This is a genomic window from Streptomyces albireticuli (assembly GCF_002192455.1).
Taxonomy (GTDB): Bacteria; Actinomycetota; Actinomycetes; order Streptomycetales; family Streptomycetaceae; genus Streptomyces; species Streptomyces albireticuli_B.
The window spans coordinates 7,576,476-7,603,418 of the sequence record NZ_CP021744.1 but is presented as its reverse complement, the minus strand read 5'-3'; the positions used below and the strand labels follow the sequence as shown (position 1 = coordinate 7,603,418).

At 73.7% G+C, this 26,943-nt stretch carries 2 protein-coding genes; both read right to left on the bottom strand.

The features are described 5' to 3' along the window. Window positions 1-76: 76 nt before the first annotated feature. Entirely contained in the window at window positions 77-25,534 is a 25,458-nt protein-coding gene (locus SMD11_RS32335; protein ID WP_087929815.1) for a type I polyketide synthase, read from the bottom strand. A gap of 204 nt (window positions 25,535-25,738) precedes the next feature. Continuing rightward, window positions 25,739-26,929 (bottom strand): cytochrome P450, encoded by a 1,191-nt coding sequence (locus SMD11_RS32330; protein WP_087929814.1) that lies wholly within the window; start codon window positions 26,927-26,929, stop codon window positions 25,739-25,741. Window positions 26,930-26,943 lie beyond the last annotated feature (14 nt).

Here is a 26,943-nt window from a genome sequence, read left to right as displayed (position 1 = left end):
TTCCCGCCCGGCACGACGAAGCGGCCCGCACCGGATGTTCCCGGTGCGGGCCGCTTCGTCGTGCCTGCCGGATCGGTCAGGACAGTCCGAGCTCGTTGTCGAGGAGGTCGAAGACCTCGTCGTCGGAGGCCGAGTCGAAGTCGAAGTCCTCGTCGTCCGAGGCGGCTTCACGGTCGGCTCCCGCGCCGGCGTCCCGCAGGGCGCCCCACTTCGCCATGAGCACCTCCAGGCGGCCCGCTATCTGCTCGTGGGCCTCCTCAGTGACGTCAAGTCCACCGAACGCCTTCTCCAGCCTGTCGAGCTCGCTCAGGAGCGCTTCCGGGCCGGAGGCCGACTCGGGTGCGATCCGGGTGAGGAGGTGGTCGACGAGCTCCGCCGGCGTCGGGTAGTCGAAGAGGAGCGTCGCCGGCAGCCGGACCTCGGCGAGGGTGCTCAGCCGGTTGCGGAGCTCGATCGCCGTCAGGGAGTCGAACCCGAGGTCCTGGAAGGCCTGGTCCGGGTCGATCTCCGCGGCTCCGTCATGGCCCAGTACGGCCGCGACCTGGCCACGTACGGTCTCCAGCACGACCTCGCGCGCCTCGGCCGAGGACAGCCCGGTCAGACGCTGCACGAGGCCGGACGCCGCGGCCGTACCGGACGCGGTCGTGCGCCGGGTACGGGTCCGGATCAGACCGCGCAGCAGCGGCAGAGGCTCTCCTTGGGCGCGCAAGGCCGCGAGGTCCAGGCGGACGGGGAGCAGCATCGGCTCGGCGCCGGCCACGGCGGTGTCGAAGAGGGCGACGCCCTCCTCCGCCGACAGCTCGGGCATGCCCGAACGGGCGATCCGCTGGAGGTCGGCGTCCGTGAGGGTGCCGGTCATGCCGCCGTCCTGGGCCCAGGGGCCCCACGCCAGGGACACGGCGGGAAGGCCCGCCGCCCGGCGGTGGTGGGCCAGGGCGTCCAGGAAGGCGTTACCGGCCGCGTAGTTGGCCTGGCCGGCGCTGCCGAACGTACCGGCGACGGAGGAGAAGACGACGAACGCGTCGAGGTCCAGGTCCTTCGTCGCTTCGTGGAGGTTCCACGCGGCGTCGACCTTCGGCCGCAGAACGGCGGCGAGCCGGTCCGCGGTCAGCGACGCGATCACACCGTCGTCGAGGACGCCGGCGGTGTGCACGACGGCGGTGACGGAGTGGCGTGCCACCAGGTCCGCCACAGCGGCCCCGTCGGTCACGTCGCACGCCTCGACCTTCACGTCGGCGCCCTGCCCGGCGAGCTCGGCGACGAGCTCCTCGGCTCCTTGGGCGGCGAGGCCGCTGCGGCTGACCAGGAGCAGGCTCCGCACCCCGTGCACCGTCACCAGGTGACGAGCGAGGATCCGGCCCAGGCCACCCGTACCACCGGTGATCAGGACCGTGCCGGAAGCGTCCCACGTGACATCGGCGATGCCCTGTGTCTCCACTCGGGCGAGACGGGCCGCGAGGGCCTGGCCGTCACGGAGCAGCAGTCGCGGCTCGTCGGAAGCGAGGGCCTGGGGAAGCGCCTTCACCTCCACCGCGGCATCGCCGTCGCCGTCCAGGTCCACCAGGCCGAAGCGGCCGGGGTTCTCCGACTGCGCGGAGCGGATCAGCCCTTGGACCGCGGCGCCGGCGAGGTTCTCGCCGGACGTCGCGCCACGGGTCACGAACACCAGCCGCGACTCCGCGAAACGCTCGTCCGCCAGCCACGCCCGCACCAGATCCAGCGCCCGGGCGGTCGCCACGTGCACGGCCTCCACGGTGTCGCCGGCGTCGAGGCGCTGCGCGACGAGTACGGCCTCGGGGACGTCCGCCCCGGTCAAGGCGTCCAGATCCGTGTGGACCGGCAGGGAGAGTCCGTTCAGCAGGCCCTCGGCGTCCTCGCCGAGTACGGCGAGCGATCCGAGGGGCTCACCGGTGAGCTCGACACGGGCCCAGTCGAGGGTGAAGAGGGAGTCCCGGTCACCGGCCCGCAGCTGATCGGCGGAGATCGGACGCACGACGAGCGAGTCCACGGAGGCGACCGGCGCACCCGCCGGGTCGGCCATCGCGATCGACACACCGCCCTCGGCGAGGCTCAGGCGCACCCGGACCTGCGAGGCACCGGAGGCATGGAGCGACACGCCGGTCCACGAGAACGGGACGGCGCCCGCGCCGTCTCCCCCGGCGGCCATCGACGCGTGCAACGCGGCGTCGAAGAGGGCGGGGTGCAGGCCGTAGGCCGCACCGTCCGTACCCTCGGGGAGCCGGACCTCGGCGAACACGTCGTCACCGAGCTTCCAAGCCGCCTGGAGGCCCTGGAACACCGGGCCGTAGGCGAACCCGGCGTCCGCGAACCGCTCGTAGCAGCCCGCCACGTCGACGGACTCGGCACCCTTCGGAGGCCAGACCGAGGTGTCGAACGCCACCGGTTCGGCACCACTGGTCAGGGCACCGCTCGCGTGCAGGGTCCACGGTTCGTCACCCTCACGCGAGTGCACCGCCACCGAGCGGCGACCCGACTCCTCGGGCTCACCGACCCACACCTGCACCTGCACACCGCCACCGGAAACCGGCAGCACCAGCGGCGCCGCGAGCGTCAACTCCTCCAGCACGTCACAGCCGACCTCGTCGGCCGCGCGCAGGGCCAGCTCCACCAGCGCCGTACCCGGCACCAGCACCGAACCCATCACCACATGATCCGCAAGCCACGCATGCGACGACACCGACAGCCGCCCGGTGAACAGCAGCCCGCCGGAACCTGCCAGCTCGACCGCGGCACCCAGCAGCGGGTGCTCCGCCGAACCCAGACCCGCGAACCGCACATCACCCGCACGCGCCACCCCGCCCGAAGGCCAGAACCGCTCGTGCTGGAACGCGTACGTCGGCAGGTCCACCTGCCGGGCACCCGTACCGGCGAACATCGCCGCCCAGTCCACCCTTACGCCCTGGACATACAGCTCGGCCAAGGCACCGAATACGGCTGCCTCCTCGTCCCGGTTCTTGCGCAGGAGGGGAACAGGAGCAGTCGCCTCAGGCAGGGATTCCCGGGCCATGGCCGAGAGGACGCCGTCGGGGCCGAGCTCCAGGAACCGCGTCACGCCTTCCGCGCTCAGGGTCTGAACCCCGTCCGCGAAGCGCACCGCTTCGCGCACGTGACGCACCCAGTAGTCGGCGGAGGCCAACTGCTCAGGCTCGGCGAGCCGGCCCGTCAGGTTGGAAACCACCGGGATCCTCGGCTCGCCGAACGACAGCCCGGCCACGACCTCCCGGAAGCCGTCCAGCATCGGCTCCATCAACGGCGAGTGGAACGCGTGCGAGACCCGCAGCCTGCTCGACTTCCTGCCTTCGTTCTCGAAGTGCGCCACGACGGCAAGGACAGCCTCTTCCGCGCCCGAGACGACCACCGACGACGGACCGTTGACCGCCGCGATCGACACCCCCTCCGTCAGCAGCGGAAGCACCTCGGCTTCCTCCGCCTGGACGGCGACCATGGCACCACCGGTGGGCAGGGCCTGCATCAGCCGGCCACGTGCCGCTACGAGCGCGCAGGCGTCGGTCAGCGAGAAGACGCCGGCGACGTGCGCGGCGGCGATCTCACCGACGGAGTGACCGGCAACGAACTCCGGCCGCACACCCCACGATTCGACCAACCGGAACAGCGCCACCTCAACAGCGAACAGGGCCGTCTGCGCGTACGCGGTCCGGTTCAGCAGCTCCGCGTCCTCACCCCACACCACATCCCGCAGCGGGCGCTCCAGATGCTCGTCCAGGCCCGCGCACACCGCGTCGAAAGCCTCCGCGAAGACAGGGAACCGGGCGTACAGCTCCCCGCCCATCCCCAAACGCTGCGAACCCTGACCCGAGAACAGGAACGCCGACTTCCCGGCGCCCACGGCACCCGCGACCACACCCGTACCCGTCTCACCGACGGCCAGTGCGGACAGGGACCGCAGTACATCCTGTCGGCCGGCGCCCCACACCACCGCGCGGTGCCCGAAGCTCGACCGGGCCGTCACCAGCGAGTAGGCCAGATCCGCGGCCCGCAGCCCGGGGTCGGCGTCGAGACGGGAGAGCAGCCGTGCGGCCTGGGCCCGCAGCGCGGTCGGGGACTTCGCGGACACCACCAACGGCACGAGCCCGTCCGTGTCCGCGCCGGCCTGAGGCTCCTCGGCCCGAGCGGGCTGCTCAAGGATCACATGCGCGTTCGTACCGCTGATCCCGAACGAGGAGACACCGGCGCGCCGCGGTCCGGAGCCCTCCGGCCAGGCGGTCGGCTCGGTGAGGAGCTCCACAGCTCCGGCCGACCAGTCCACGTGCGACGACGGCGCGTCCACGTGCAGGGTGCGCGGGAGCTCACCGTGGCGCATCGCCATCACCATCTTGATCACACCCGCGACGCCCGCCGCGGCCTGCGCGTGACCGATGTTCGACTTCACCGAGCCCAGGAGCAGCGGACGGTCCTCGGGGCGGTCCTGACCGTAGGTGGCCAGCAGGGCCTGGGCCTCGATCGGGTCGCCCAGCGTGGTGCCCGTGCCGTGCGCCTCCACCGCGTCCACGTCCGCCGTCGACAGACCGGCGCTCGCCAGCGCCTGACGGATCACCCGCTGCTGCGACGGGCCGTTGGGCGCCGTGAGGCCGTTGGAGGCACCGTCCTGGTTCACGGCGCTGCCTCGCACCGTCGCCAGGATCCGGTGTCCGTTCCGGCGCGCGTCCGACAGACGCTCCAGGACGAGCATGCCCACGCCCTCGCCCCAGCCGACGCCGTCGGCGCCGTCGGCGAACGCCTTGCACCGGCCGTCCGGGGAGAGACCGCGCTGGCGGGAGAACTCCACGAACGTCGTCGGCGTCGACATCACCGTCACACCGCCCGCCAGGGCCAGTGAGCTCTCGCCCGACCGCAGCGACTGCGCGGCCAGGTGCAGCGCCACCAGCGACGACGAGCACGCCGTGTCGACCGTGACGGCCGGGCCCTCGAAACCGAAGGTGTACGACACCCGGCCCGACGCCACACTGCCCGCGCTGCCACTGCCCTGGTGACCCTCGAACTCGGGTCCGGAGACGAGGTTCGCGTAGTCGTTGTACATCACGCCCGCGAAGACACCGGTCTGGCTGCCACGGAGTGCGGCCGGGTCGATGCCGGCGCGTTCGAGCGCCTCCCAGGTGGTCTCCAGGAGCAGTCGCTGCTGCGAGTCCGTCGCCAGCGCCTCCCGGGGGCTCATCCCGAAGAACGAGGGGTCGAACTCCGCCGCCTCCTTGAGGAATCCGCCCGCGCGGGTGTAGCTCGTCCCCGTGTGCTCGGGGTCGGGGTTGTAGAGCGCCTCCACGTCCCAGCCGCGATCGGCCGGGAAGCCGGAGACCGCGTCCACGCCGTCCGACACCAGCCGCCACAGGTCCTCCGGGGAGGTGACTCCGCCGGGGAAGCGGCAGCTCATCCCTACGATCACCACAGGATCGTCCGTGACGACGGCCGGTACCCGGACCGGCGACGACACCACGGGCTCCGCGCCGAACAGTTCGTCCAGCAGCAGGCCCACCATGGCGTCCGCCGTCGGGTAGTCGAACACGGCCGTGGCCGGGAGACGCAGGCCGGTCACGTCGTTGAGCCGGTTGCGCAGCTCGACGGCCGTCAGGGAATCGAAGCCGAGGTCCTGGAACGCCCGGGTCGGGTCGATCTCGGCGGATCCGGCGTGTCCGAGGACCGCCGCGATCTTCCCGCGTACGACGTCCAGCAGCACCTCACGCCGGTCCGCCGTGGACAGTCCGGTCAAGCGCTGTACGAGGCCGGACGCGACAGCCGAACCGGACGCCGACGTACGCCGGGTACGGGTACGGATCAGACCGCGCAGCAGCGGCTGGGGCTCGCCCTGAGCGCGCAGGGCCGCGAGGTCCAGACGCACCGGGAGCACCATGGGCCCGGTGGCGGCGAGGGCGGCGTCGAACAGTGCCGCCCCCTCTCCGGCCGACAGCGGCGGCATCCCGGAACGGGCCATGCGCTGGATGTCGGCGTCCGACAGGGTGCCGGTCATACCGCCGTCCTGGGACCACGGGCCCCATGCCAGGGACACCGCGGTCAGCCCTCGTGCCCGGCGGTGGTGGGCCAGGGCGTCGAGGAACGCGTTGCCCGCGGCGTAGTTGGCCTGCCCCGCGCTGCCGAACGTACCGGCGACGGAGGAGAAGACGACGAACGCGTCGAGGTCCAGCTCCTCGGTCGCTTCGTGGAGGTTCCACGCGGCGTCGACCTTCGGCCGCAGAACGGCGGCGAGCCGGTCCGCGGTCAGCGACGCGACGACACCGTCGTCGAGAATGCCGGCGGTGTGCACGACGGCGGTGAGGGAGTGGCGCGCCACCAGGTCCGCCACAGCGGCCCGGTCGGTGACATCACACGCCTCGACGGTCACGTCGGCGCCCTGGCCGGCGAGCTCGGCGACGAGGGCCTCGGCGCCTTCGGCGGCCGGACCTCGACGGCTGACCAGCAGCAGGCTCCGCACTCCGTGCTCCGCCACCAGGTGACGCGCCATCACACGACCGAGACCACCTGTACCACCGGTGATCAGAACCGTGCCGGAAGCGTCCCAGACGACATCCGCCGTGCTCCGCGTCTCCGCCCGGGCGAGCCGGGCCGCGAGAACCTGACCGTCACGGATCAGCAGCTGAGGCTCATCGGTGGCCAGTGCCCGAGACAGCACCCTCACATCGGCGTCACCCTCCAGATCCACCAGAACGAACCGGCCCGGGCTCTCCGACTGCGCCGACCGCACCAGACCGCGCACAGCGGCACCCGCGAGGTCGTCACCGGAAACGGCGCCACGGGTCACGAACACCAGCCGCGACTCCGCGAACCGCTCGTCCGCCAGCCACGACCGCACCAGACCCAACGCCCGGGCAGTCGCCGCGTGCACGGACTCCACTGTGCCGGCGGAACCCGCGGACGCCGGGACGAGCACGACGTCGGGAACGCCGTTCCCGGCGAGGGCTTCCAGATCCGCGTGGGTCTGGAGCCGGAGCTCCTTCAAGAGGTGCTCGGTGTCCTCCCCCAGTACGGCGAGCGACCCGAGGGGCTCACCGGTGAGCTGGACTCCGGTCCAGTCGAGCGTGAAGAGGGAGTCCCGGTCGCCGGTCCGCAGCTGGTCCGCGGAGACCGGACGTACGACGAGCGACTCGACCGAGGCGACGGGCGCGCCCGCCGGGTCCACGATCGCGAGCGACGCTCCGCCGTCGACGTCACGGATACGGACGCGGATGTGCGAGGCACCGGAGGCGTGCAGCGACACGCCGGTCCACGAGAACGGGACGGCGCCTTCGGTCTCTCCCCCGGCGGCCATCGACGCGTGCAGTGCGGCGTCGAAGAGGGCCGGGTGCAGACCATAGGCCGCACCGTCCGTGCCCTCGGGGAGCCGGACCTCGGCGAAGACGTCGTCACCGAGCTTCCAGACCGCCTGGAGGCCCTGGAACACCGGGCCGTAGGCGAACCCGGCGTCCGCGAACCGCTCGTAGCAGCCCGCCACATCGACGGACTCGGCACCCTTCGGAGGCCAGACCGAGGTGTCGAACGCCACCGGTTCGGCACCACTGGTCAGGGCACCGCTCGCGTGCAGCGTCCACGGTTCGTCACCCTCACGCGAGTGCACCGCCACCGAGCGGCGACCCGACTCCTCGGGCTCACCGACCCACACCTGCACCTGCACACCGCCACCGGAAACCGGCAGCACCAGCGGCGCCGCGAGCGTCAACTCCTCCAGCACGTCGCAGCCCACTTCATCGGCCGCACGCAGGGCCAGCTCCACCAATGCCGTACCCGGCACCAGCACCGAACCCATCACCACATGATCCGCAAGCCACGGGTGCGACGACATCGACAGACGGCCCGTGAACAACAGCCCACCGGACCCCGCCAGCTCGACCGCGGCACCCAGCAGCGGGTGCTCCGCCGAACCCAGACCCGCCGACCGGACGTCGCCGGAGCGGGCGCCGGTCGCGGCGGGCCAGAACCGCGCCCGCTGGAAGGCGTACGTCGGCAGGTCCACCTGCCGGGCGCCGGTGCCGGCGAAGACGGCCGCCCAGTCGACCGGCACGCCCTGGACGTGCAGCCGTGCCAGGGCCGTGAGCAGCGCCGGTTCCTCGGCGCGGTCCTTGCGCAGGGCCGGGGCGAAGACGGCTCCGTCCTGCGCGGAGTCCGCGGCGAGCGCGGAGAGGGCGCCGTCGGGGCCGAGCTCCAGGAACTCGGTCACGCCCTGGGCCTCCAGTGCGCGGACGCCGTCGGCGAACCGTACGGCCTCGCGGACGTGGCGGACCCAGTACTCGGCCGAGCCCAGTTGTCCGGTGGTGGCCGGCTCGCCGGTGACGTTGGAGACGACCGGGATGCCCGGCACGCCGTATGTCACGCGCTCGGCGACCTCCCGGAACTCGTCCAGCATCGGCTCCATCAAGGGCGAGTGGAAGGCGTGCGAGACCCGCAGCCTGCTGGTCCTGTTTCCCTCACCCGCGAAGCGCGAGCGGATCGCCTCCACGGCCTCCTCGGCCCCGGAGACCACCACCGACGACGGACCGTTGACCGCAGCGATCGACACCCCCTCCGTCAACAGCGGAAGGACCTCGGCCTCCGCCGCCCCGATGGCCGCCATCGCGCCGCCCGTGGGCAGGGCCTGCATCAGCCTGCCCCGTGCCGCCACCAGCGCGCAGGCGTCCGCCAGCGAGAAGACTCCCGCGACGTGCGCGGCGGCGATCTCACCGACCGAGTGACCCATCAGGTGGTCGGGGCGCACGCCCCACGCCTCCATGAGCCGGAACAGCGCCACCTCGACGGCGAACAGGGCCGTCTGGGCGTACGCGGTCTGGTTCAGCAGCTCCGCGTCCTCACCCCACACCACATCCCGCAGGGGGCGGTCCAGGTGCTCGTCCAGCCCCGCGCACACGGCGTCGAAAGCGTCGGCGAAGACGGGGAACCGGGCGTACAGCTCCCGGCCCATCCCCAGCCGCTGCGAACCCTGACCCGAGAACAGGAAGGCACGCTTGCCCGCGCGGGTCTCGCCTTCCGCCGCGATGTCCGCCTCGCTCCGGCCCTCGGCCAGGGCGGACAGCGAGCGCAGCAGGGCGTCCCGGTCCGCGGCCAGCACCACCGCGCGGTGGTGGAAGCCCGAACGGGCGGTCGCGAGGGAGTACGCGACGTCCGTGAGCCGCTGTCCGGGCTCGTGGGCGAGGTGGGACAGCAGACGGGCGGCCTGGGCCCGCAGCGCGGGCGCGGACTTGCCGGACACCACGAACGGGACGAGGTCCTCCGTGTCCGACGGCTCCTCCCCGGGCCCGGCCGGCTCCGGCTCGGGCTGTTCGAGGATCACGTGCGCGTTCGTGCCGCTGATCCCGAACGAGGACACGCCCGCGCGCCGCGGCCGGTCCCCCTCGGGCCAGGCGGCCGGCTCGGTCAGCAGCTCCACGGCCCCCGCCGACCAGTCGACGTGGCTCGACGGGGCGTCGACGTGCAGCGTGCGCGGGAGTTCGCCGTGGCGCATCGCCATCACCATCTTGATCACACCCGCGACGCCCGCCGCGGCCTGTGTGTGACCGATGTTCGACTTCACCGTGCCGAGCAGCAGCGGACGGTCCTCCGGCCGGTGCTGCCCGTAGGTCGCCAGCAGCGCCTGGGCCTCGATGGGGTCGCCCAGGGTCGTGCCGGTGCCGTGGGCCTCGACGACGTCGACGTCCGCGGTGGACAGGCCACCGCTGGCCAGCGCCTGCCGGATCACCCGCTGCTGGGACGGGCCGTTGGGGGCGGTGAGGCCGTTGGAGGCGCCGTCCTGGTTCACGGCGCTGCCGCGCACGGTCGCCAGGATCCGGTGTCCGTTCCGGCGCGCGTCCGAGAGCCGTTCCAGCACCAGGATGCCGGCGCCCTCGGCCCAGCCCACGCCGTCGGCGCCGTCGGCGAACGCCTTGCAGCGCCCGTCCGGGGAGAGCCCGCCCTGGCGGGAGAACTCCACGAAGGTCAGCGGGGTCGACATCACCGTCACGCCGCCCGCGAGGGCGAGCGAGCACTCGCCCGAGCGCAGTGACTGCGCGGCCAGGTGCAGCGCCACCAGCGACGACGAGCACGCCGTGTCGACCGTGACGGCCGGGCCCTCGAAGCCGAAGGTGTACGACACCCGGCCCGACGCCACGCTGCCCGCGCTGCCGCTGCCCTGGTACCCCTCGAACTCGCGCCCGGCGAGGAGCTGGGAGTAGTCGTGGTACATCACGCCGGCGAAGACGCCGGTGCGGCTGCCGCGCAGCGCGGCCGGGTCCATGCCGGCGCGTTCGAGGGCCTCCCAGGTGGTCTCCAGCAGCAGGCGCTGCTGGGCGTCGGTGGTCAGGGCCTCCCGGGGGCTCATGCCGAAGAACTCGGGGTCGAACTCCGCCGCGTCGTGGAGGAATCCGCCGGAGCGGGTGGCGATGGCGCCCTCGCGCTCCGGGTCGTAGGTGTCCTCGATCTCCCAGCCGCGGTCGGCCGGGAAGCCGGAGACCGCGTCCACGCCGTCCGACACCAGCCGCCAGAGGTCCTCCGGGGAGGTGACTCCGCCGGGGTAGCGGCAGCTCATGCCGACGATGACGACCGGGTCGTCCGTCAGCGGCGGCAGGGCGGGCACGGGGAGGAGTTCCTCGGTGTCCGCGCCGAACAGTTCGTCGAGGAGGTGGTCCGCCAGGGCGTCGGCGGTCGGGTAGTCGAACACGGCCGTCGCCGACAGCCGCAGCCCGGTGGCCTTGCCCAGCTTGTTGCGGAGTTCGATCGCCGTCAGGGAGTCGAAGCCGAGCTCCTGGAAGGCCTTGGACGCGTCGACCGTCTCCGGCCGGGCGTGGCCCAGGACGGCCGCGATCCGCTCGCGCACCAGGTCCAGCAGCACGGCGCGCCGCTCGCCTTCGGACAGCCCGGCCAGGCGCTGTACGAGGCCGGAGGCCGCGGCCGAGCCGGAGGCGGTCGTGCGGCGGGTGCGGGTCCGGATCAGACCGCGCAGCAGCGGCTGGGGCTCGCCTTGGGCGCGCAGGGCCGCGAGGTCGAGGCGGACGGGGAGCAGCATCGGCTCGGCGGTGGCGAGGGCGGCGTCGAAGAGGGTGACGCCTTCCTCGGCCGACAGCGGCGGCATCCCGGAACGGGCGATCCGCTGGAGGTCGGCTTCGGTGAGCGTGCCGGTCATACCGCTGTCCTGGGACCACGGGCCCCACGCCAGCGAGGCCGCCGGAAGGCCATGGGCACGGCGGTAGCGGGCCAGCGCGTCCAGGAAGGCGTTACCGGCCGCGTAGTTGGCCTGGCCGGCGCTGCCGAACGTACCTGCCACGGAGGAGAAGACGACGAACGCGTCGAGGTCCAGGTCCTTCGTCGCCTCGTGGAGGTTCCACGCCGCGTCGACCTTCGGCCGCAGAACGGCCGACAGCCGGTCCGCGGTCAGCGAGGAAATCACACCGTCGTCCAGAACACCCGCGGTGTGCACGACGGCGGTGACGGAGTGCCGTGCCACCAGGTCCGCCACAGCGGCCCCGTCGGTCACATCGCACGCCTCGACCTTCACGTCGGCGCCCTGCTCCGCCAGCTCCGCGACGAGCTCCTCGGCACCCTCGGCGGCGAGGCCGCGGCGGCTGACCAGCAGCAGGCTCCGCACCCCGCGCTCGGCCACCAGGTGACGCGCCATCACGCGTCCGAGGCCACCCGTACCACCGGTGATCAGGACCGTCCCGGACGTGTCCCACGTGACCTCAGCGGTGACTCGCGTCTCCGCCCGGGCGAGCCGGGCCGCCAGGGCCTGACCGTCACGGAGCAGAAGCTGAGGCTCGTCCGTGGCGAGCGCCTGCGGCAGCAGCGCCGTATCGGCGTCGTCACCCAGGTCCACCAGGCCGAACCGGCCCGGGCTCTCCGACTGCGCCGACCGCACCAGGCCCCACACGGAGGCGCCGGCGAGATCGTCACCGGAGACCGCGCCACGGGTCACGAAGACCAGCCGCGACTCCGCGAACCGGTCGTCCGCCAGCCACGACCGCACCAGGCCCAGCGCCCAGGCGGCGCCGGTGTGCACGGACTCCACGGCGCCGGCGGAACCGGCGTCCTGGGCGACCAGCACGACCTCGGGAGCCTCGCCGTCGGCGAGGGACGCCAGGTCCGTGTACGTCCGGAGCGGTTCTCCGTCCGGGCCCGTCGCGAGCTCGACGCGTGCGTCCGTGAGCGGCACGGGTGCCCAGTCGAGCGTGAAGAGGGAGTCCCGGTCGCCGGTCCGCAACTGGTCGGCGGAGACCGGCCGCAGGGCCAGCGAGTCCACCGAGGCGACCGGCGCGCCGGCCGCGTCCGCCATCGCTATCGACATCCCGCTCTCGACGCGGCGGACACGGACACGGAGCTCCGAGGCGCCGGCGGCGTGCAGCGACACGCCGGCCCACGAGAACGGGACGCCGCCCGCGTCGTCTCCCCCGCCGAACGCCGACGCGTGGAGCGCGGCGTCGAAGAGGGCGGGGTGCAGGCCGTAGGCGGCACCGTCTGTCCCCTCGGGGAGCCGGACCTCGGCGAACACGTCGTCACCGAGCTTCCAAGCCGCCTGGAGCCCCTGGAACGCCGGCCCGTACAGGAATCCGGCCTCCGCGAACTGCTCGTAGCAGCCCGTCACATCGACGGGCTCGGCACCCTTCGGGGGCCATGTCGTGGTGTCGAACCGCTGGGGCTCGGCCCCGGTGGTCACCGAGCCACCGGCGTGCAGGGTCCACGGTTCGTCGCCCTGGCGGGAGTGCACCGCCACCGAGCGGCGACCCGACTCGTCGGGCTCACCGACCCATACCTGCACCTGCACAGCGCCACCCGAGGCGGGCAGCACCAGCGGCGCGGCAAGGGTCAGTTCCTCCAGCAGGTCGCAGCCGACCTCGTCGGCCGCGCGCAGGGCCAGCTCCACCAGCGCCGTACCCGGCACCAGCACCGAACCCATCACCACATGATCCGCAAGCCACGCATGCGACGACACCGACAGCCGCCCGGTGAACAGCAGCCCGCCGGAACCTGCCAGCTCGACCGCGGCACCCAGCAACGGGTGCTCCGCCGAACCCAGACCCGCGAACCGCACATCACCCGCACGCGCCACCCCGCCCGAGGGCCAGAACCGCTCGTGCTGGAACGCGTACGTCGGCAGGTCCACCTGCCGGGCACCCGTACCGGCGAACATCGCCGCCCAGTCCACCCTTACGCCCTGGACGTACAGCTGGGCCAGGGCTTCCAGAGCGGCCGTGTCCTCGGGCCGGTCCTTGCGCAGGACGGGCGTGAGCACGGCGTCCTCCGACACCGACTCGCGGGCCATGGCAGACAGGACACCGTCGGGGCCGAGCTCCAGGAACCGCGTCACCCCTTCCGCCTCCAAGGCGCTCATCCCGTCCGCGAAGCGCACCGCTTCGCGGACGTGACGCACCCAGTAGTCGGCGGAGGCCAGTTGCCCGGACTCGGCGAGCCGGCCCGTCAGGTTGGAGACCACCGGGATCCTCGGCTCGCCGAACGACAGCCCGGCCACGATCTCCCGGAAGCCGTCCAGCATCGGCTCCATCAAGGGCGAGTGGAAGGCGTGCGAGACCCGCAGCCTGCTGGTCCTGCGCCCCTCACCCGCGAAGTGCGAGCGGATCGCCTCCACGGCCTCCTCGGCCCCGGAGACCACCACCGACGACGGACCGTTGACCGCAGCGATCGACACCCCCTCCGTCAACAGCGGAAGCACCTCGGCTTCCTCCGCCTGGACGGCGACCATGGCACCACCGGTGGGCAGAGCCTGCATCAGCCGACCACGTGCCGCCACCAGCGCGCAGGCGTCCGTCAGCGAGAAGACTCCCGCCACGTGCGCGGCGGCGATCTCACCGACCGAGTGACCGGCCACGAACTCCGGCCGCACACCCCACGATTCGACCAACCGGAACAGCGCCACCTCAACAGCGAACAGGGCCGTCTGCGCGTACGCGGTCTGGTTCAGCAGCTCCGCGTCCTCACCCCACACCACATCCCGCAGGGGGCGGTCCAGGTGCTCGTCCAGGCCCGCGCACACCGCGTCGAAAGCATCGGCGAAGACGGGGAACCGGGCGTACAGCTCCCGGCCCATCCCCAAACGCTGCGAACCCTGACCCGAGAACAGGAACGCCGACTTACCGGCACTCACCGCCCCCGCGACCACACCCGGGCCGCTCTCGCCGACCGCGACGGCCGACAGGGCGCGCACCAGGTCGCACCGCTCCACGCCCCACACCACCGCGCGGTGGGCGAAGCTCGACCGGCCCACGGCCAGGGAGTAGCCGATGTCCCGGGCGGGCAGCTCGTCGTGGCCGGCCACGTAGGACAGCAGGCGTGCAGCCTGGCCGCGCAGGGCCGCCTCGTTCCTGCCCGAGAGCACCACGGGCAGGACGTCGCTGCCGGGCTCCGGTGCCGTCTCCGCCGCCTCGGCCGGCTCCGGCTGTTCCAGGATGACGTGCGCGTTCGTACCGCTGACGCCGAAGGAGGAGACGCCCGCGCGGCGACGGCCGGACTCCGGCCACTCGGCCGGTTCGGTGAGGAGCTCCACGGCCCCCGCCGACCAGTCCACGTGCGACGACGGCTCGTCGATGTGCAGGGTCCTGGGCAGGACGCCGTGGCGCATCGCCATGACCATCTTGATCACGCCGGCGACGCCGGAGGCGGCCTGCGCGTGGCCGATGTTCGACTTCACCGTGCCCAGGAGCAGCGGGCGGTCCTCGGGGCGGTCCTGGCCGTAGGTGGCCAGCAGGGCCTGGGCCTCGATGGGGTCGCCCAGCGTGGTGCCGGTGCCGTGCGCCTCCACCGCGTCCACGTCCGCCGCGGACAGCCCGGCGCTGGCCAGGGCCTGCCGGATCACGCGCTGCTGGGACGGGCCGTTGGGCGCGGTCAGGCCGTTCGACGCGCCGTCCTGGTTGACCGCGGAGCCGCGGACGACCGCCAGCACCCGGTGCCCGTTGCGGCGGGCGTCCGACAGACGCTCCAGCACCAGCATGCCGACGCCTTCGCCCCAGCCGACGCCGTCGGCCGCGTCGGAGAACGCCTTGCACCGGCCGTCCGCGGACAGCCCGCGCTGGCGCGAGAACTCCACGAACGTCGTGGGCGTCGACATCACCGTCACACCGCCCGCCAGGGCCAGTGAGCATTCGCCGGAGCGCAGCGCCTGGGCCGCCCAGTGCAGGGCGACCAGGGACGAGGAGCAGGCGGTGTCGACCGTGACGGCCGGGCCCTCGAAGCCGAAGGTGTACGACACCCGGCCGGAGGCGATGCTGGCGGCGCTGCCGTTGCCGCGGTAGCCCTCGTACTGGTCGCCGACGAGGATCTCGCTGTAGTCGGTGTACATCACACCGGCGAAGACGCCGGTCCGGCTGCCGCGCAGGGTCGCCGGGTCGATGCCCGCGCGCTCGATCGCCTCCCAGGTGGACTCCAGCAGGAGCCGCTGCTGCGAGTCCGTGGCCAGCGCCTCCCGGGGGCTCATGCCGAAGAACTCGGGGTCGAAGTCCCCGGCCTCGTGGAGGAATCCGCCGGAGCGGGTGTAGGAGGTGCCGAGGGCGTCCGGGTCGGGGTTGTAGAGCGACTCGATGTCCCAGCCGCGGTCGGCCGGGAAGCCGGAGACGGCGTCCACGCCGTCCGACACCAGGCGCCACAGGTCCTCGGGCGAGGCCACGCCGCCCGGGTAGCGGCAGCTCATACCGACGATGACGACGGGGTCGTCGGCGGTCGCCGCCGGGGCGCCGGCCAGGGACGGCACCCGCTCCTCCGGCTGCCCGCCGAACAGCTCGTCGAGCAGGAAGCCGACCAGCGCGTCCGCCGTCGGGTAGTCGAAGACGGCGGTGGCCGAAAGGCGCAGGCCCGTGGCCTTGTTGACGCGGTTGCGCAGTTCGACGGCCGTCAGGGAGTCGAAGCCGAGTTCCTGGAAGGCCCGGGCCGGGTCGACCGTCAGCGGGTTCGCGTGGCCGAGGACCACGGCGACCTGGGCGCGTACCAGGTCCAGGAGCGTCTCGCGGCGTTCGGCGGCACCCAGTCCGGACAGGCGGCCGAGCAGGCCGGAGGCCGCTGCCGAGCCGGCGACGGCCGAGCGGCGGGTACGGGTCCGGATCAGCCCGCGCAGCAGAGTGGGGACGTCGTCCTGTTCGCGCAGCTCGGCCAGGTCGAAGCGTACGGGGAGGACGAGGGCGGCGTCGGTGGCCAGTGCGGCGTCGAAGAGCGCCGTGCCCTCGGCGGGGGTGAGTTCGGGCATGCCCTGGCGGGCGATGCGCTGGAGGTCGGCTTCCGACAGGGTGCCGGTCATGCCGCCGTCCTGGGACCAGGGGCCCCACGCCAGCGACACGGCCGGGAGGCCCGCCGCGCGGCGGTGGTGGGCCAGGGCGTCGAGGAAGGTGTTGCCCGCCGCGTAGTTGCCCTGTCCCGCGCTGCCTATGGTGCCCGCCACGGAGGAGAAGACGACGAAGGCGTCGAGTTCCAGGTCCTTGGTGGCCTCGTGGAGATTCCACGCGGCGTCGACCTTCGGCCGCATGACGGCCGCCAGCCGTTCCGGGGTGAGGGATCCCACCACGCCGTCGTCGAGGACGCCGGCCGTGTGCACGACGGCGGTGATGCCGTGCCGGTCCACCAGGTCGGCGACGGCGGCGCGGTCCGTCACGTCGCACGCTTCCACGGTCGCCTCGGCGCCGTTCCGGCGCAGCTCGGCCACCAGTTCCCCGGCGCCTTCGGCGGCCGGGCCGCGGCGGCTGACCAGCACCAGGCTGCCCACCCCGCGCTCCACCAGGTGACGGGCCATCACACGGCCGAGGCCGCCCGTACCGCCGGTGATCAGGACCGTGCCGGTCGCGTCCCAGGCGGGGGCGTTCCGCGCCTGGGTCTGCGCGCGGGCCAGCCGGGCGGCCATGGCCTCGCCGCCGCGTACGAGCAGTTGGGGCTCGTCCGAGGCCAGGGCCCGGGGCAGCACCGTCACATCGGCGTCGCCCTCCAGGTCCACCAGGCCGAAGCGGCCGGGGTTCTCGGACTGTGCCGAGCGCACCAGGCCCCACACGGTGGCGGCGGCGAGGTCGTCGCCGGAGACGGCGCCGCGGGTGACGAACACCAGCCGCGACTCCGCGAGCCGGTCGTCCGCCAGCCACGACCGGATCAGGTCCAGCGCCCGGGCCGCCGTGGCGTGTGCCGACTCCACCACGTCGCCGGAGCCGGGTGTCACCGGTGCCAGCACCGTGCCCGGCACCCGGCCGGATCCCGCCAGGGACTCCACGTCGGCGTGGCTGTCGAACGGTGCGCCGGGGAGGGTGCCGATCGTGGCCACGGTCTCCGCGGTGCCGGCCGGGGGCAGGCGCAGGGGGTTCCACGTGACGTGGAACAGCGCGTCGCGCCCCACGGGGCTCGCGCCGCCGTCCAGCTGGTCGGCGGAGACGGCCCGTACGGTCAGCGTGTCGACCGTGGCGACCGGTCCGCCCTCGGTGTCGGCGACGTCGACGGACACGGCGTCCGCGCCGTGCCGGACGACGCGTACCCGTACCGCCGAGGCGCCGGAGGCGTGGAGCGAGACGCCCTCCCAGGAGAAGGGCACGACGCCCTGGTCCACGCCGTTGAAGGCGCAGACGTGCAGGGCCGCGTCGAGCAGGGCCGGGTGCAGCCCGTACGCGGGCGCGTCACCCTCGGCGACCTCGGGCAGGGCGACCTCGGCGAACACCTCGTCGCCGCGGCGCCATGCCGCCCGCAGGCCCCGGAAGTGGGGTCCGTAGTCGAATCCTCCGTCGGCGAAGCCCTGGTAGAGGCCGGTCACGTCGACGGGCTCGGCGCCGGTGGGCGGCCAGGGTCCGGCCCGGAAGTCATGGCCGGGTTCGGCGGCCCGCTCCGCCGTCGCGAGGACGCCGGTCGCGTGCCGCGTCCACGGGCGGTCGCCGTCGCCCTCGGGCCGGGAACGGGCGCTGAGGGTGCGGTTGCCGGACTCGTCGGCGGGGCCGACGCGCAGTTGCAGCTGGACGCCGCCGTGCTCGGGGAGGACGAGCGGCGCGGCCAGGGTGAGGTCGTCGATCCGGTCGCAGCCCACCTCGTCGGCGGCGCGGACGGCGAGTTCGACGAACGCCGTGCCGGGCAGCAGCACCGAGCCCATGATGACGTGGTCGGCGAGCCAGGGGTGGGACTGGAGGGACAGACGGGTGGTGAACAGCAGGCCGTCGCTGTCGGACAGTTCCACGGCGGCGCTGAGCAGCGGGTGCCCGGCGGCTTCCAGGCCGGCGGCGCCGATGTCCCCGGGGCCGGTGAGTCCGGGCGTGGGCCAGAACCGCTGGTGCTGGAAGGCGTACGTGGGCAGGTCGACGGTGTGCGCGCCGGTGCCGGTGAAGAACGCGGCCCAGTCGGCGACGGCGCCCTGGACGTGCAGGTGGGCGAGAGCGGTGAGGAGCGCCGTCTCCTCCGGGCGGTCCTTGCGCAAGGCGGGCACGGTGGCCGTCTCGTCCGGCAGCGACTCACGGGCCATGGCCGAGAGCGTGCCGTCGGGCCCCAGCTCCAGGAGGCGCGTCACGCCCTCGGTGTGGAGGGCGCGGACGCCGTCGGCGAACCGTACGGCCTCGCGGACGTGGGTCACCCAGTACTCGGCCGCGCACAGCTGCTCGGCGGTGGCCGGGGCGCCGGTGACGTTCGAGACGACGGTGAGCTCCGGCGTGCCGTAGGCGAGGCCCTCGGCGACGGCGCGGAACTCGTCCAGCATGGGGTCCATCAGGGGCGAGTGGAAGGCGTGCGAGACCCGGAGGCGGCTGGTCTTCCTGCCCTCGTCCTCGAAGCGGGAACGGACCGCCTCGACGGCCGCCTCCGTGCCGGAGACCACGACCGACGACGGGCCGTTGACGGCCGCGATGGTGACGTCGTCGTTCAGGTGGGGGCGGATCTCGTCCTCGGTGGCCCGGATCGCCGCCATGGCGCCGCCCGAGGGCAGGGCCTGCATGAGCCGGCCGCGTGCCGCTACGAGCGCGCAGGCGTCGGTCAGCGAGAAGACGCCGGCGACGTGCGCGGCGGCGATCTCACCGACGGAGTGCCCGGCCACGAACTCCGGCCGCACGTTCCACGATTCGACCAGCCGGAACAGCGCCACCTCGATGGCGAACAGGGCCGTCTGCGCGTACGCGGTCTGGTTCAGCAGCTCCGCGTCCTCACCCCACACCACATCCCGCAGGGGGCGGTCCAGGTGCTCGTCCAGCCCCGCGCACACCGCGTCGAAAGCATCGGCGAAGACGGGGAACCGGGCGTACAGCTCCCGGCCCATCCCCAAACGCTGCGAACCCTGACCGGAGAAGAGGACGGCGTCCTTGCCCGTCCGCGCGGTGCCCGTGACGAGGGAGGCGTCGGCGTCGCCCGCGGCCAGGGCGGTCAGGGCGCGTACCGCGGTGTCGTGGTCACCGGCCTGGACGGCGGCGCGGTGGGGGAAGCGGGTGCGGGCCGTCGCCAGGGTCCAGGCGACGTCCGTGAGCCGCGGTGCGGGCTCGGCGCCGAGGTGGGACAGCAGGCGCTCGGCCTGGGCGCGCAGGGCCTCCTCGGTCCTGCCGGACAGCAGCAGCGGCAGCGTGTCCCCGGACTCGGTGGCCGGTGCCTCGGGGGCGTCGGCCGGGGTCTCGGGCTCTTCGGTCCCGGGCTGTTCGAGGATCACGTGCGCGTTGGTGCCGCTGATGCCGAACGCGGAGACGGCGGCCCGCCTCGGGAGGCCCGTGCCGGGCCATTCGGTGCGCTCGGTGAGCAGCTCGACCGTGCCGTCGGTCCAGTCGACGTGCGGGGTGGGCTCGTCGAGGTGCAGGGTGCGGGGCAGCACCCCGTGGCGCATCGCCAGCACCATCTTCATCACGCCCGCCGCGCCCGCGGCGGCCTGGGTGTGTCCGAGGTTGGACTTCACGGCACCCAGCAGGAGGGGGCGGCCCTCGGGCCGGTCCTGTCCGTAGGTGGCGAGGAGGGCCTGGGCCTCGATGGGGTCACCGAGGGCGGTGCCGGTGCCGTGGGCCTCGACGGCGTCGATGTCGGCCGCGGTGAGGTCGGCGTTGGCCAGGGCCTGGCGGATCACGCGCTGCTGGGACGGGCCGCTGGGGGCGCTGAGGCCGTTCGACGCGCCGTCCTGGTTGACGGCCGTGCCGCGCACCACCGCGAGCACGCGGTGTCCGTTGCGGCGGGCGTCGGAGAGCCGCTCCACGAGCAGCAGGCCGGCGCCTTCGCTCCAGCCGGTGCCGTCGGCGCCCGCCGCGAAGGGCTTGCAGCGGCCGTCGGGGGCCAGTCCGCGCTGCCGGGAGAACTCCACGAAGGCGGACGGCGACGACATCACCGTCACACCGCCGGCGAGGGCGAGCGAGCACTCGCCCGACCGCAGGGACTGGACCGCCATGTGCAGGGCGACCAGCGCCGACGAGCAGGCCGTGTCGACCGTGACGGCCGGGCCCTCGAAGCCGAAGGTGTAGGAGACCCGGCCGGAGATCACACTCATGGCGTTGCCGGTGAGGGCGTGGCCGGCGACCTCGTCGCGTGCCGCGTCCAGAACCGTGCGGTAGTCCTGGGCGTTGGTGCCGGCGAAGACGCCGGTGCTGCTTCCCCGCAGGGTCTCCGGGTCGATGCCCGCGTGTTCGAGGGCCTCCCAGGTGGTCTCCAGGAGCAGGCGCTGCTGGGGGTCCATGGCGAGCGCCTCGCGCGGCGAGATGCCGAAGAAGTCCGCGTCGAAGCCTGCCGCGTCGTCGAGGAAGCCGCCGTGGCGCGCGTAGCTCGTGCCCTGGTGGTCGGGGTCGGGGTGGTAGAGCCGGTCGAGGTCCCAGCCCCGGTCGCCGGGGAGCGGGGAGATCGCGTCCTCGCCCTCGGACAGCAGGCGCCAGAGGTCGTCCGGGGTGTTCACGCCGCCGGGGAAGCGGCAGGCCATGCCGACGATGACGACGGGTTCGTCGAGGGCGGCGGCCGAGGGCGCCACGAGCGCGGCGGGCCCCGTGGTGCCCAGGATCTCCTCGCGCAGGTACTCGGCGATCGCGGTGCAGCTGGGGTGGTCGTAGAGCAGGGTGGCGGGCAGCCGGAGGCCCACCGCCGCGGAGACCCGGTTGCGCAGCTCGACCGCCATCAGTGAGTCGAAGCCCATCTCGCGGAAGGCCCGCTGGGTGTCGACGGTGTCCGGGGTGGGGTGACCGAGGACCTTGGCGGCTTCCTCCCGCACCGTCTGGAGGAGGGCCCGTTCCTGTTCGGCGGGCGGCAGGGCGCCGATGCGGTCGCGCAGCGGGGAGCGCCGCTCGCGCGGGCGGCCGCCGGAATCAAGGGCGCGGCGGACCTCGGGCAGGTCGCCGATGAGGGGGTTGGGGCGGACGGCCGTGAGGGCGGCGGCGTAGGCGGCCCAGTCGATGTCGGCGACGGTCACGGTCGTCAGGTCCTGGGCGAGGGCCTGGCGCAGGGCGGCGAGTGCGGGGCCCGCGGCCATGGGGAGCAGTCCGTCGCGGCTCAGCCGGTCGGCGAGGTCGCCGTCCGTGGCCATGCCGTGCTCGGCCCAGGGGCCCCAGGCGACGGAGGTGGCGGGCAGCCCCGCGCCGCGCCGCTGTTCGGCGAGGGCGTCGAGGAAGGCGTTCGCCGCGGCGTAGTTCGCCTGTCCGGCGTTGCCGAGGACGCCGGCGACCGAGGAGTACAGCACGAACATCTCCAGGCCGAGGTCCTGGGTGAGCTCGTGCAGGTTGCGGGCGGCGGTGGCCTTGGGGCGCAGGACGGTCTCGAAGTGCCCGGGGGTGAGCGCGTCGAGCACGCCGTCGTCGAGGACGCCCGCGGCGTGGACGACACCGGTCAGCGGCAGGTCCTCGGGGATGCCGGCGAGGACGGCGGCCAGGGCGTCGCGGTCCGCGGCGTCGCAGGCGGTGACGGTGACCTTGGTGCCGCGGTCGGCGAGCGCGGCCGCGAGTTCGCGGGCGCCGGGGGCTTCCAGGCCCCGGCGGCCGAGCAGGAGGAGGTGTTCCGCTCCGGCGTCCGCCAGCCAGTGCGCGAGCTCCGCGCCCAGCGCGCCGGTGCCGCCGGTGACGAGGACCGTGCCGTGGGCGGTCCACCCGGCGCCGGTGTCGCCGCCGGGCGCGATGCGTGCCAGGCGGCGGGCGAAGGTGCCGGCGGGCCGGACGGCGACCTGGTCCTCGCCCCGGGCGAGGGTGTCGAGGAGACCGGAGACGATCCGGGCGTCCACGTTCTCGGGGAGGTCGACGAGGCCGCCCCAGCTCTGCGGGGACTCCAGGGCGACCACCCGGCCGAGGCCCCACACCTGGGCCTGCACAGGGGCGGTGAGCGGGTCCCGCCGGTCGACGGCGACGGCGCCGCGGGTCACGCACCACAGCGGTGCCCGGGTGTCCGCGGTCTCCAGGGCGCGCAGGAGGGCGGTGGTGGCGGTCAGGCCGCGCGGTACGGAGGGGAGGTCCGGGTGGGTGGCCTCGTCGAGGGCGAGGAGGGAGAGGACGCCGTCGAAGGGCCCGTCCGGCAGCTCGAAGCCGCCGGCCTCGGGCAGGACGAACGACTCGGTGCGCAGGCCCTGTTCGCGGAGGGTGTCGAGGAGCCGGGCGGCCCAGGGGTCGTCGGTGGCCGCGGCGGGCAGGACGACGAGCCAGTTCCCGGTGGCCGTGGGGCCGGTGGAGGTGGTGAGGGGCGTCCAGTGCGCGCGGTAGCTCCAGCCGTCCGCCGTCGCCTGGGTCCTGCGCAGCCTGCGCCAGGCCGAGAGGGTGGGGAGGAGGCTGCCCAGCTGGTCGGCCTCGTTCCCGTCGAGGGCGAGGACGGCCGACAGGCCTTCCAGGTCCTCCCCCTCGACGGCTTCCCAGAATCCGGCTTCGCCCGCTTCGGTGGCCGGGCCCTCGCCGGTCGTGCCGGCCGGGTCCAGCCAGTACCACTGGCGCTGGAAGGGGTAGGTCGGCAGCTCGACGGGGGTGGCGCCGGGCGTGCCGAGGCAGGCGGACCAGTCGACGCGGGCGCCGTGCGCGGAGGCGGTGGCGACGGCCTCGGCGAGGGCCTGCGTCTCGGGGCGGCCGGTGCGCAGGAGGGGGACGGCGACGGGCTCTTCGAGGCCGGCCAGGGAGTCCTGGACCATGGGGGTGAGCACGCCGCGGGGGCCGACCTCCACGAAGGTGGTGACGCCCGCGGCCGCCAGGGTGCGTACGGCGGTGTGGAAGCGGACGGCTTCGCGGACCTGCCGGACCCAGTACTCGGGCGAGCGCAGCTGCTCGGCGGTGGCGAGCTCGCCGGTCACCGTGGACACGACGGGGATGCGGGGGGCGTGGAAGGTGAGGCTCTCGGCGACGGCCCGGAAGTCCTCCAGCATGCCGTCCATGCGCGGGGAGTGGAAGGCGTGGCTCACCCGCAGCCGCTTGGTGCGGCGGCCCCGCTCCTCCCACCGGGCGGCGATCAGGGCGACGGTCTCCTCGTCGCCCGAAATGACCGTGGAGTCGGGCCCGTTGACCGCGGCGAGGGCGGCGTGGTCCTCGTGTCCGGCGAGGGAGGCGAGGATCTCCTCCTCGGTGGCCTGGACCGCGACCATGGCGCCGCCCTCGGGCAGCGCCTGCATGAGGGTGCCGCGCGCGGCGACCAGCCGGGCGGCGTCCTCCAGGGAGAGGACGCCCGCCACGTGGGCGGCGGTGAGCTCGCCGATGGAGTGGCCGGCGAGGAACTGCGGTGCCATGCCCCAGGACTCGACGAGCCGGAACAGGGCGGTCTCCAGGGCGAAGAGCGCGGCCTGGGTGTACGCGGTCCGGTCGAGGAGGGCGGCGTCGGCCGTGCCCTCCTCTGCGAGGACGACGTCGCGGACGGGCCTCTCCAGGTGCGGGTCGAGCTCGGCGCATACCGCGTCGAACGCCTTGGCGAACTCGGGGTGGGCCTCGTACAGCTCGCGTCCCGTGCCGGGGCGCTGGGAGCCCTGGCCGGAGAAGAGGAAGGCGAGGGGCGCCTTGGCGGCGACGCCGGTCACCAGGCCGGCGGCGGTGCGGTCCTCGGCGAGGGCGTCCAGGCCGGCGAGGAACGCGTCCCGGTCCTCGGCGACGACGGCGGCGCGGTGCTCCATGAGGGACCGGGCGGACACGAGGGAGTGGGCGACGGCGGCCGGTTCGAGGTGGGGCAGGGTACGGACATGGCGGGCGAGCCGCGCGGCTTGGGCCCGTAGGGCGTCGCCGGTCCGCGCGGACAGGATCCAGGGCAGGGCGCCGGGCCTCGTGGCCGGGGCGGGTGCCGGTTCGGTCTCGCGCGGGGGCGCCTGTTCCAGGACGACGTGGGCGTTGGTGCCGCTGATGCCGAAGGAGGAGACGGCGGCGCGGCGCGGCCGGTCGGTCTCGGGCCAGGGCTCGGCCGCCGTCAGGAGCCTGGCGTTGCCCTCGGCCCAGTCGACGTGGGGGCTGGGCTCGTCCAGGTGCAGGGTGCCGGGCAGCTCTCCGTGCCGCATCGCCATGACCATCTTCATGACGCCGGCGATGCCCGCCGCGGACTGGGTGTGGCCGATGTTGGACTTGAGGGCGCCGATGAGGACGGGCCGGTCGTCGGGGCGCTGCTGCCCGTAGGTGGCGAGGAGGGCATGTGCCTCGATGGGGTCGCCGAGCGTGGTGCCGGTGCCGTGGGCCTCCACCGCGTCGACGTCGGCGGCGGTGAGCCCGGCGTTCGCCAGGGCCTGGCGGATGACGCGCTGCTGGGACGGGCCGTTCGGAGCGGTGAGACCGTTGGAGGCGCCGTCCTGGTTGACGGCGGAGCCCTTCAGCACGGCGAGGACGGGGTGGCCGTTGCGCAGCGCGTCGGAGAGCCGCTCGGCCACCACCAGGCCGACGCCCTCGCTCCAGCCGGTGCCGTCGGCAGCCGCCGAGAACGGCTTGCAGCGGCCGTCGGCGGCGAGGCCCCGCTGGCGGGAGAAGTCCACGAACAGCTTCGGGGTGGCCATCACGGTCGCGCCGCCCACGAGGGCGAGGGAGCACTCGCCCCGGCGCAGCGAGTGCGCCGCCAGGTGCAGTGCCACCAGCGAGGAGGAGCAGGCCGTGTCGACGGTCAGGGCGGGGCCCTCAAGACCGAGGGCGTAGGAGATCCGGCCGGAGGCGACGCTGATGAGGTTGCCGGTCAGCAGGTGCCCGCCGACCTCGTCCGTGCGGCGGGCACTGTCGTCGTAGCCGTCGTGGCCGGTGCCGACGAACACTCCGGTGCTGCTGCCGGCGAGGGACTCCGGGTCGATGCCGGCCCGTTCGACGGCCTCCCAGGCGGTCTCCAGGAGGAGCCGCTGCTGGGGGTCCATGGCGAGCGCCTCGCGCGGCGAGATGCCGAAGAACCCGGGGTCGAACTCGCCCACGTCGTGGAGGAATCCGCCCTCACGGGAGTAGGAGGTGCCCGGGTGGTCCGGGTCGGGGTGGTAGAGCCCTTCGAGGTCCCAGCCACGGTTGCCGGGGAAGGAGGAGACCACGTCGACGCCGTCCCGGACCAGCTGCCACAGCTCTTCCGGTGAGCGCACGCCCCCGGGGAAGCGGCAGGCCATGGAGACGATCGCGATGGGCTCGCGCTGCTTCTGCTCGGTCTCGCCCAATTGCTGGCGAGTCTCGTGCAGATCTGCGATCGCGCGCTTGAGGTACTCGCGCAGCTTCTCCTCGTTGGACATCAGGAAGCCAACCCCTCGGTGGAATGCCGGATCTGGGGCACAGAGCGTCGACACTCACGTCTGACCCATTTTCACAGCCATCCTCGTCCAAGGTGGACTGCGGGTTTCCCTAAAACACGTCGCCCGTACGCACGGCCCCGGCGACATGGCCGGAGCGAAGCGGTGCGTACGGGCGAGGGTGCCGGGAACCGGCGGGCGACCTGGCTACCAGGTCACGGGCAGCTCCGTGAGACCGCCGGACAACTGGCCGTCGAGCACCCGCAGGTCGTCCGACCGGCGTGCCAGGCGCAGGCCGGGCAGCCGGGTGAACAGCCGGGTGTAGAGCGTCCTCAGCTCGATGCGCGCCAGCGGCGCCCCGATGCAGTGCCACATCCCGTGGGCGAAGGTCAGGTGCGGGTTGGGGGACCTGGTCGTGTCGAACCGCTCCGGCTCACCGAAGACCCGCTCGTCGAAGTTGGGGAGGCTGAAGTCGAAGAGGACCAGGTCTCCGGCCCGCATCGTCACGCCGGCCATCTCGACGTCCTCGGAGGCGTAGCGCGGCAGGATCGACCCGCCGGCCTTGGCGGACCGCAGGATCTCCTCCACGGCGTACGTCATCCGGTCCGGGTCCGCCAGGGCGGCCTCGCGCTCCTCGGGGTGGTCGGCCAGGAGCACCACACCGTGGTCCAGGAACGTCACGACACTGTCCAGGCCGGCGAACAGCAGGCCGACTCCCAGCAGCGCCACGCGCTCGTCGGGAAGCCCGCCCTCGGACAGCCGGGTGAGGATGTCGTCACCGGGCTCGGTCCGCTTGAGCGCGACGATGCCTTCGACGAACGCGAAGAGCTCGCGCTGTCCGTGCTGCACGCTCTCCCGGTCGACCAGCAGGGCCATCTTGGACAGCAACGTGGTCAGCTGCTCGCGGCTGTGCGGCGGGATGCCGATGATGTCGCAGAGCACCGTCAGGGCGATCGGCACGGAGAGGCCGCTGTGCAGGTCGGCGGGCGGACCCTGGGCGATGAAGCGGTCCAGGGCGGCGTCGACGACCGCCACCACCTTCGGCTCCATCTCGCGGACCCGCCGGGCGGAGAACATCGGCGTGAGCAGGCGGCGCATCTCGGCGTGGCTCCGGCGGCCCGCCTCCGCGTCGGTGTCGGTGATCATCAGGTCCAGGAACGGATTCCTGACGTAGCGGGGCGCGTTCGCCGGGTCGGGGTGCGTATGACCGACGCGCTCGTCGTGCAGCAGTTCCTTGAGCTCGGCGTGGCGGGTCACCAGCCACCCCTCGTCCCCGGCGGGGGTGCGCACCCGGTGGATCGGCCCCTGCTCCTGGAGTTCGCGCAGCAGGGGGCTCACCTGGAGCAGCTCGGGCTGCTCCAGGGTGAGGGCGGGTAATTCTCGGGAGGAGGCGGTCATGGTACGTCCGTCCT

Bases quoted from the DNA above. Each gene is read 5' to 3' on its own strand.
- SMD11_RS32335 (WP_087929815.1), bottom strand. From the start codon at position 25,534: ATGTCCAACGAGGAGAAGCTGCGCGAGTACCTCAAGCGCGCGATCGCA.
- SMD11_RS32330 (WP_087929814.1), bottom strand. From the start codon at position 26,929: ATGACCGCCTCCTCCCGAGAATTACCCGCCCTCACCCTGGAGCAGCCC.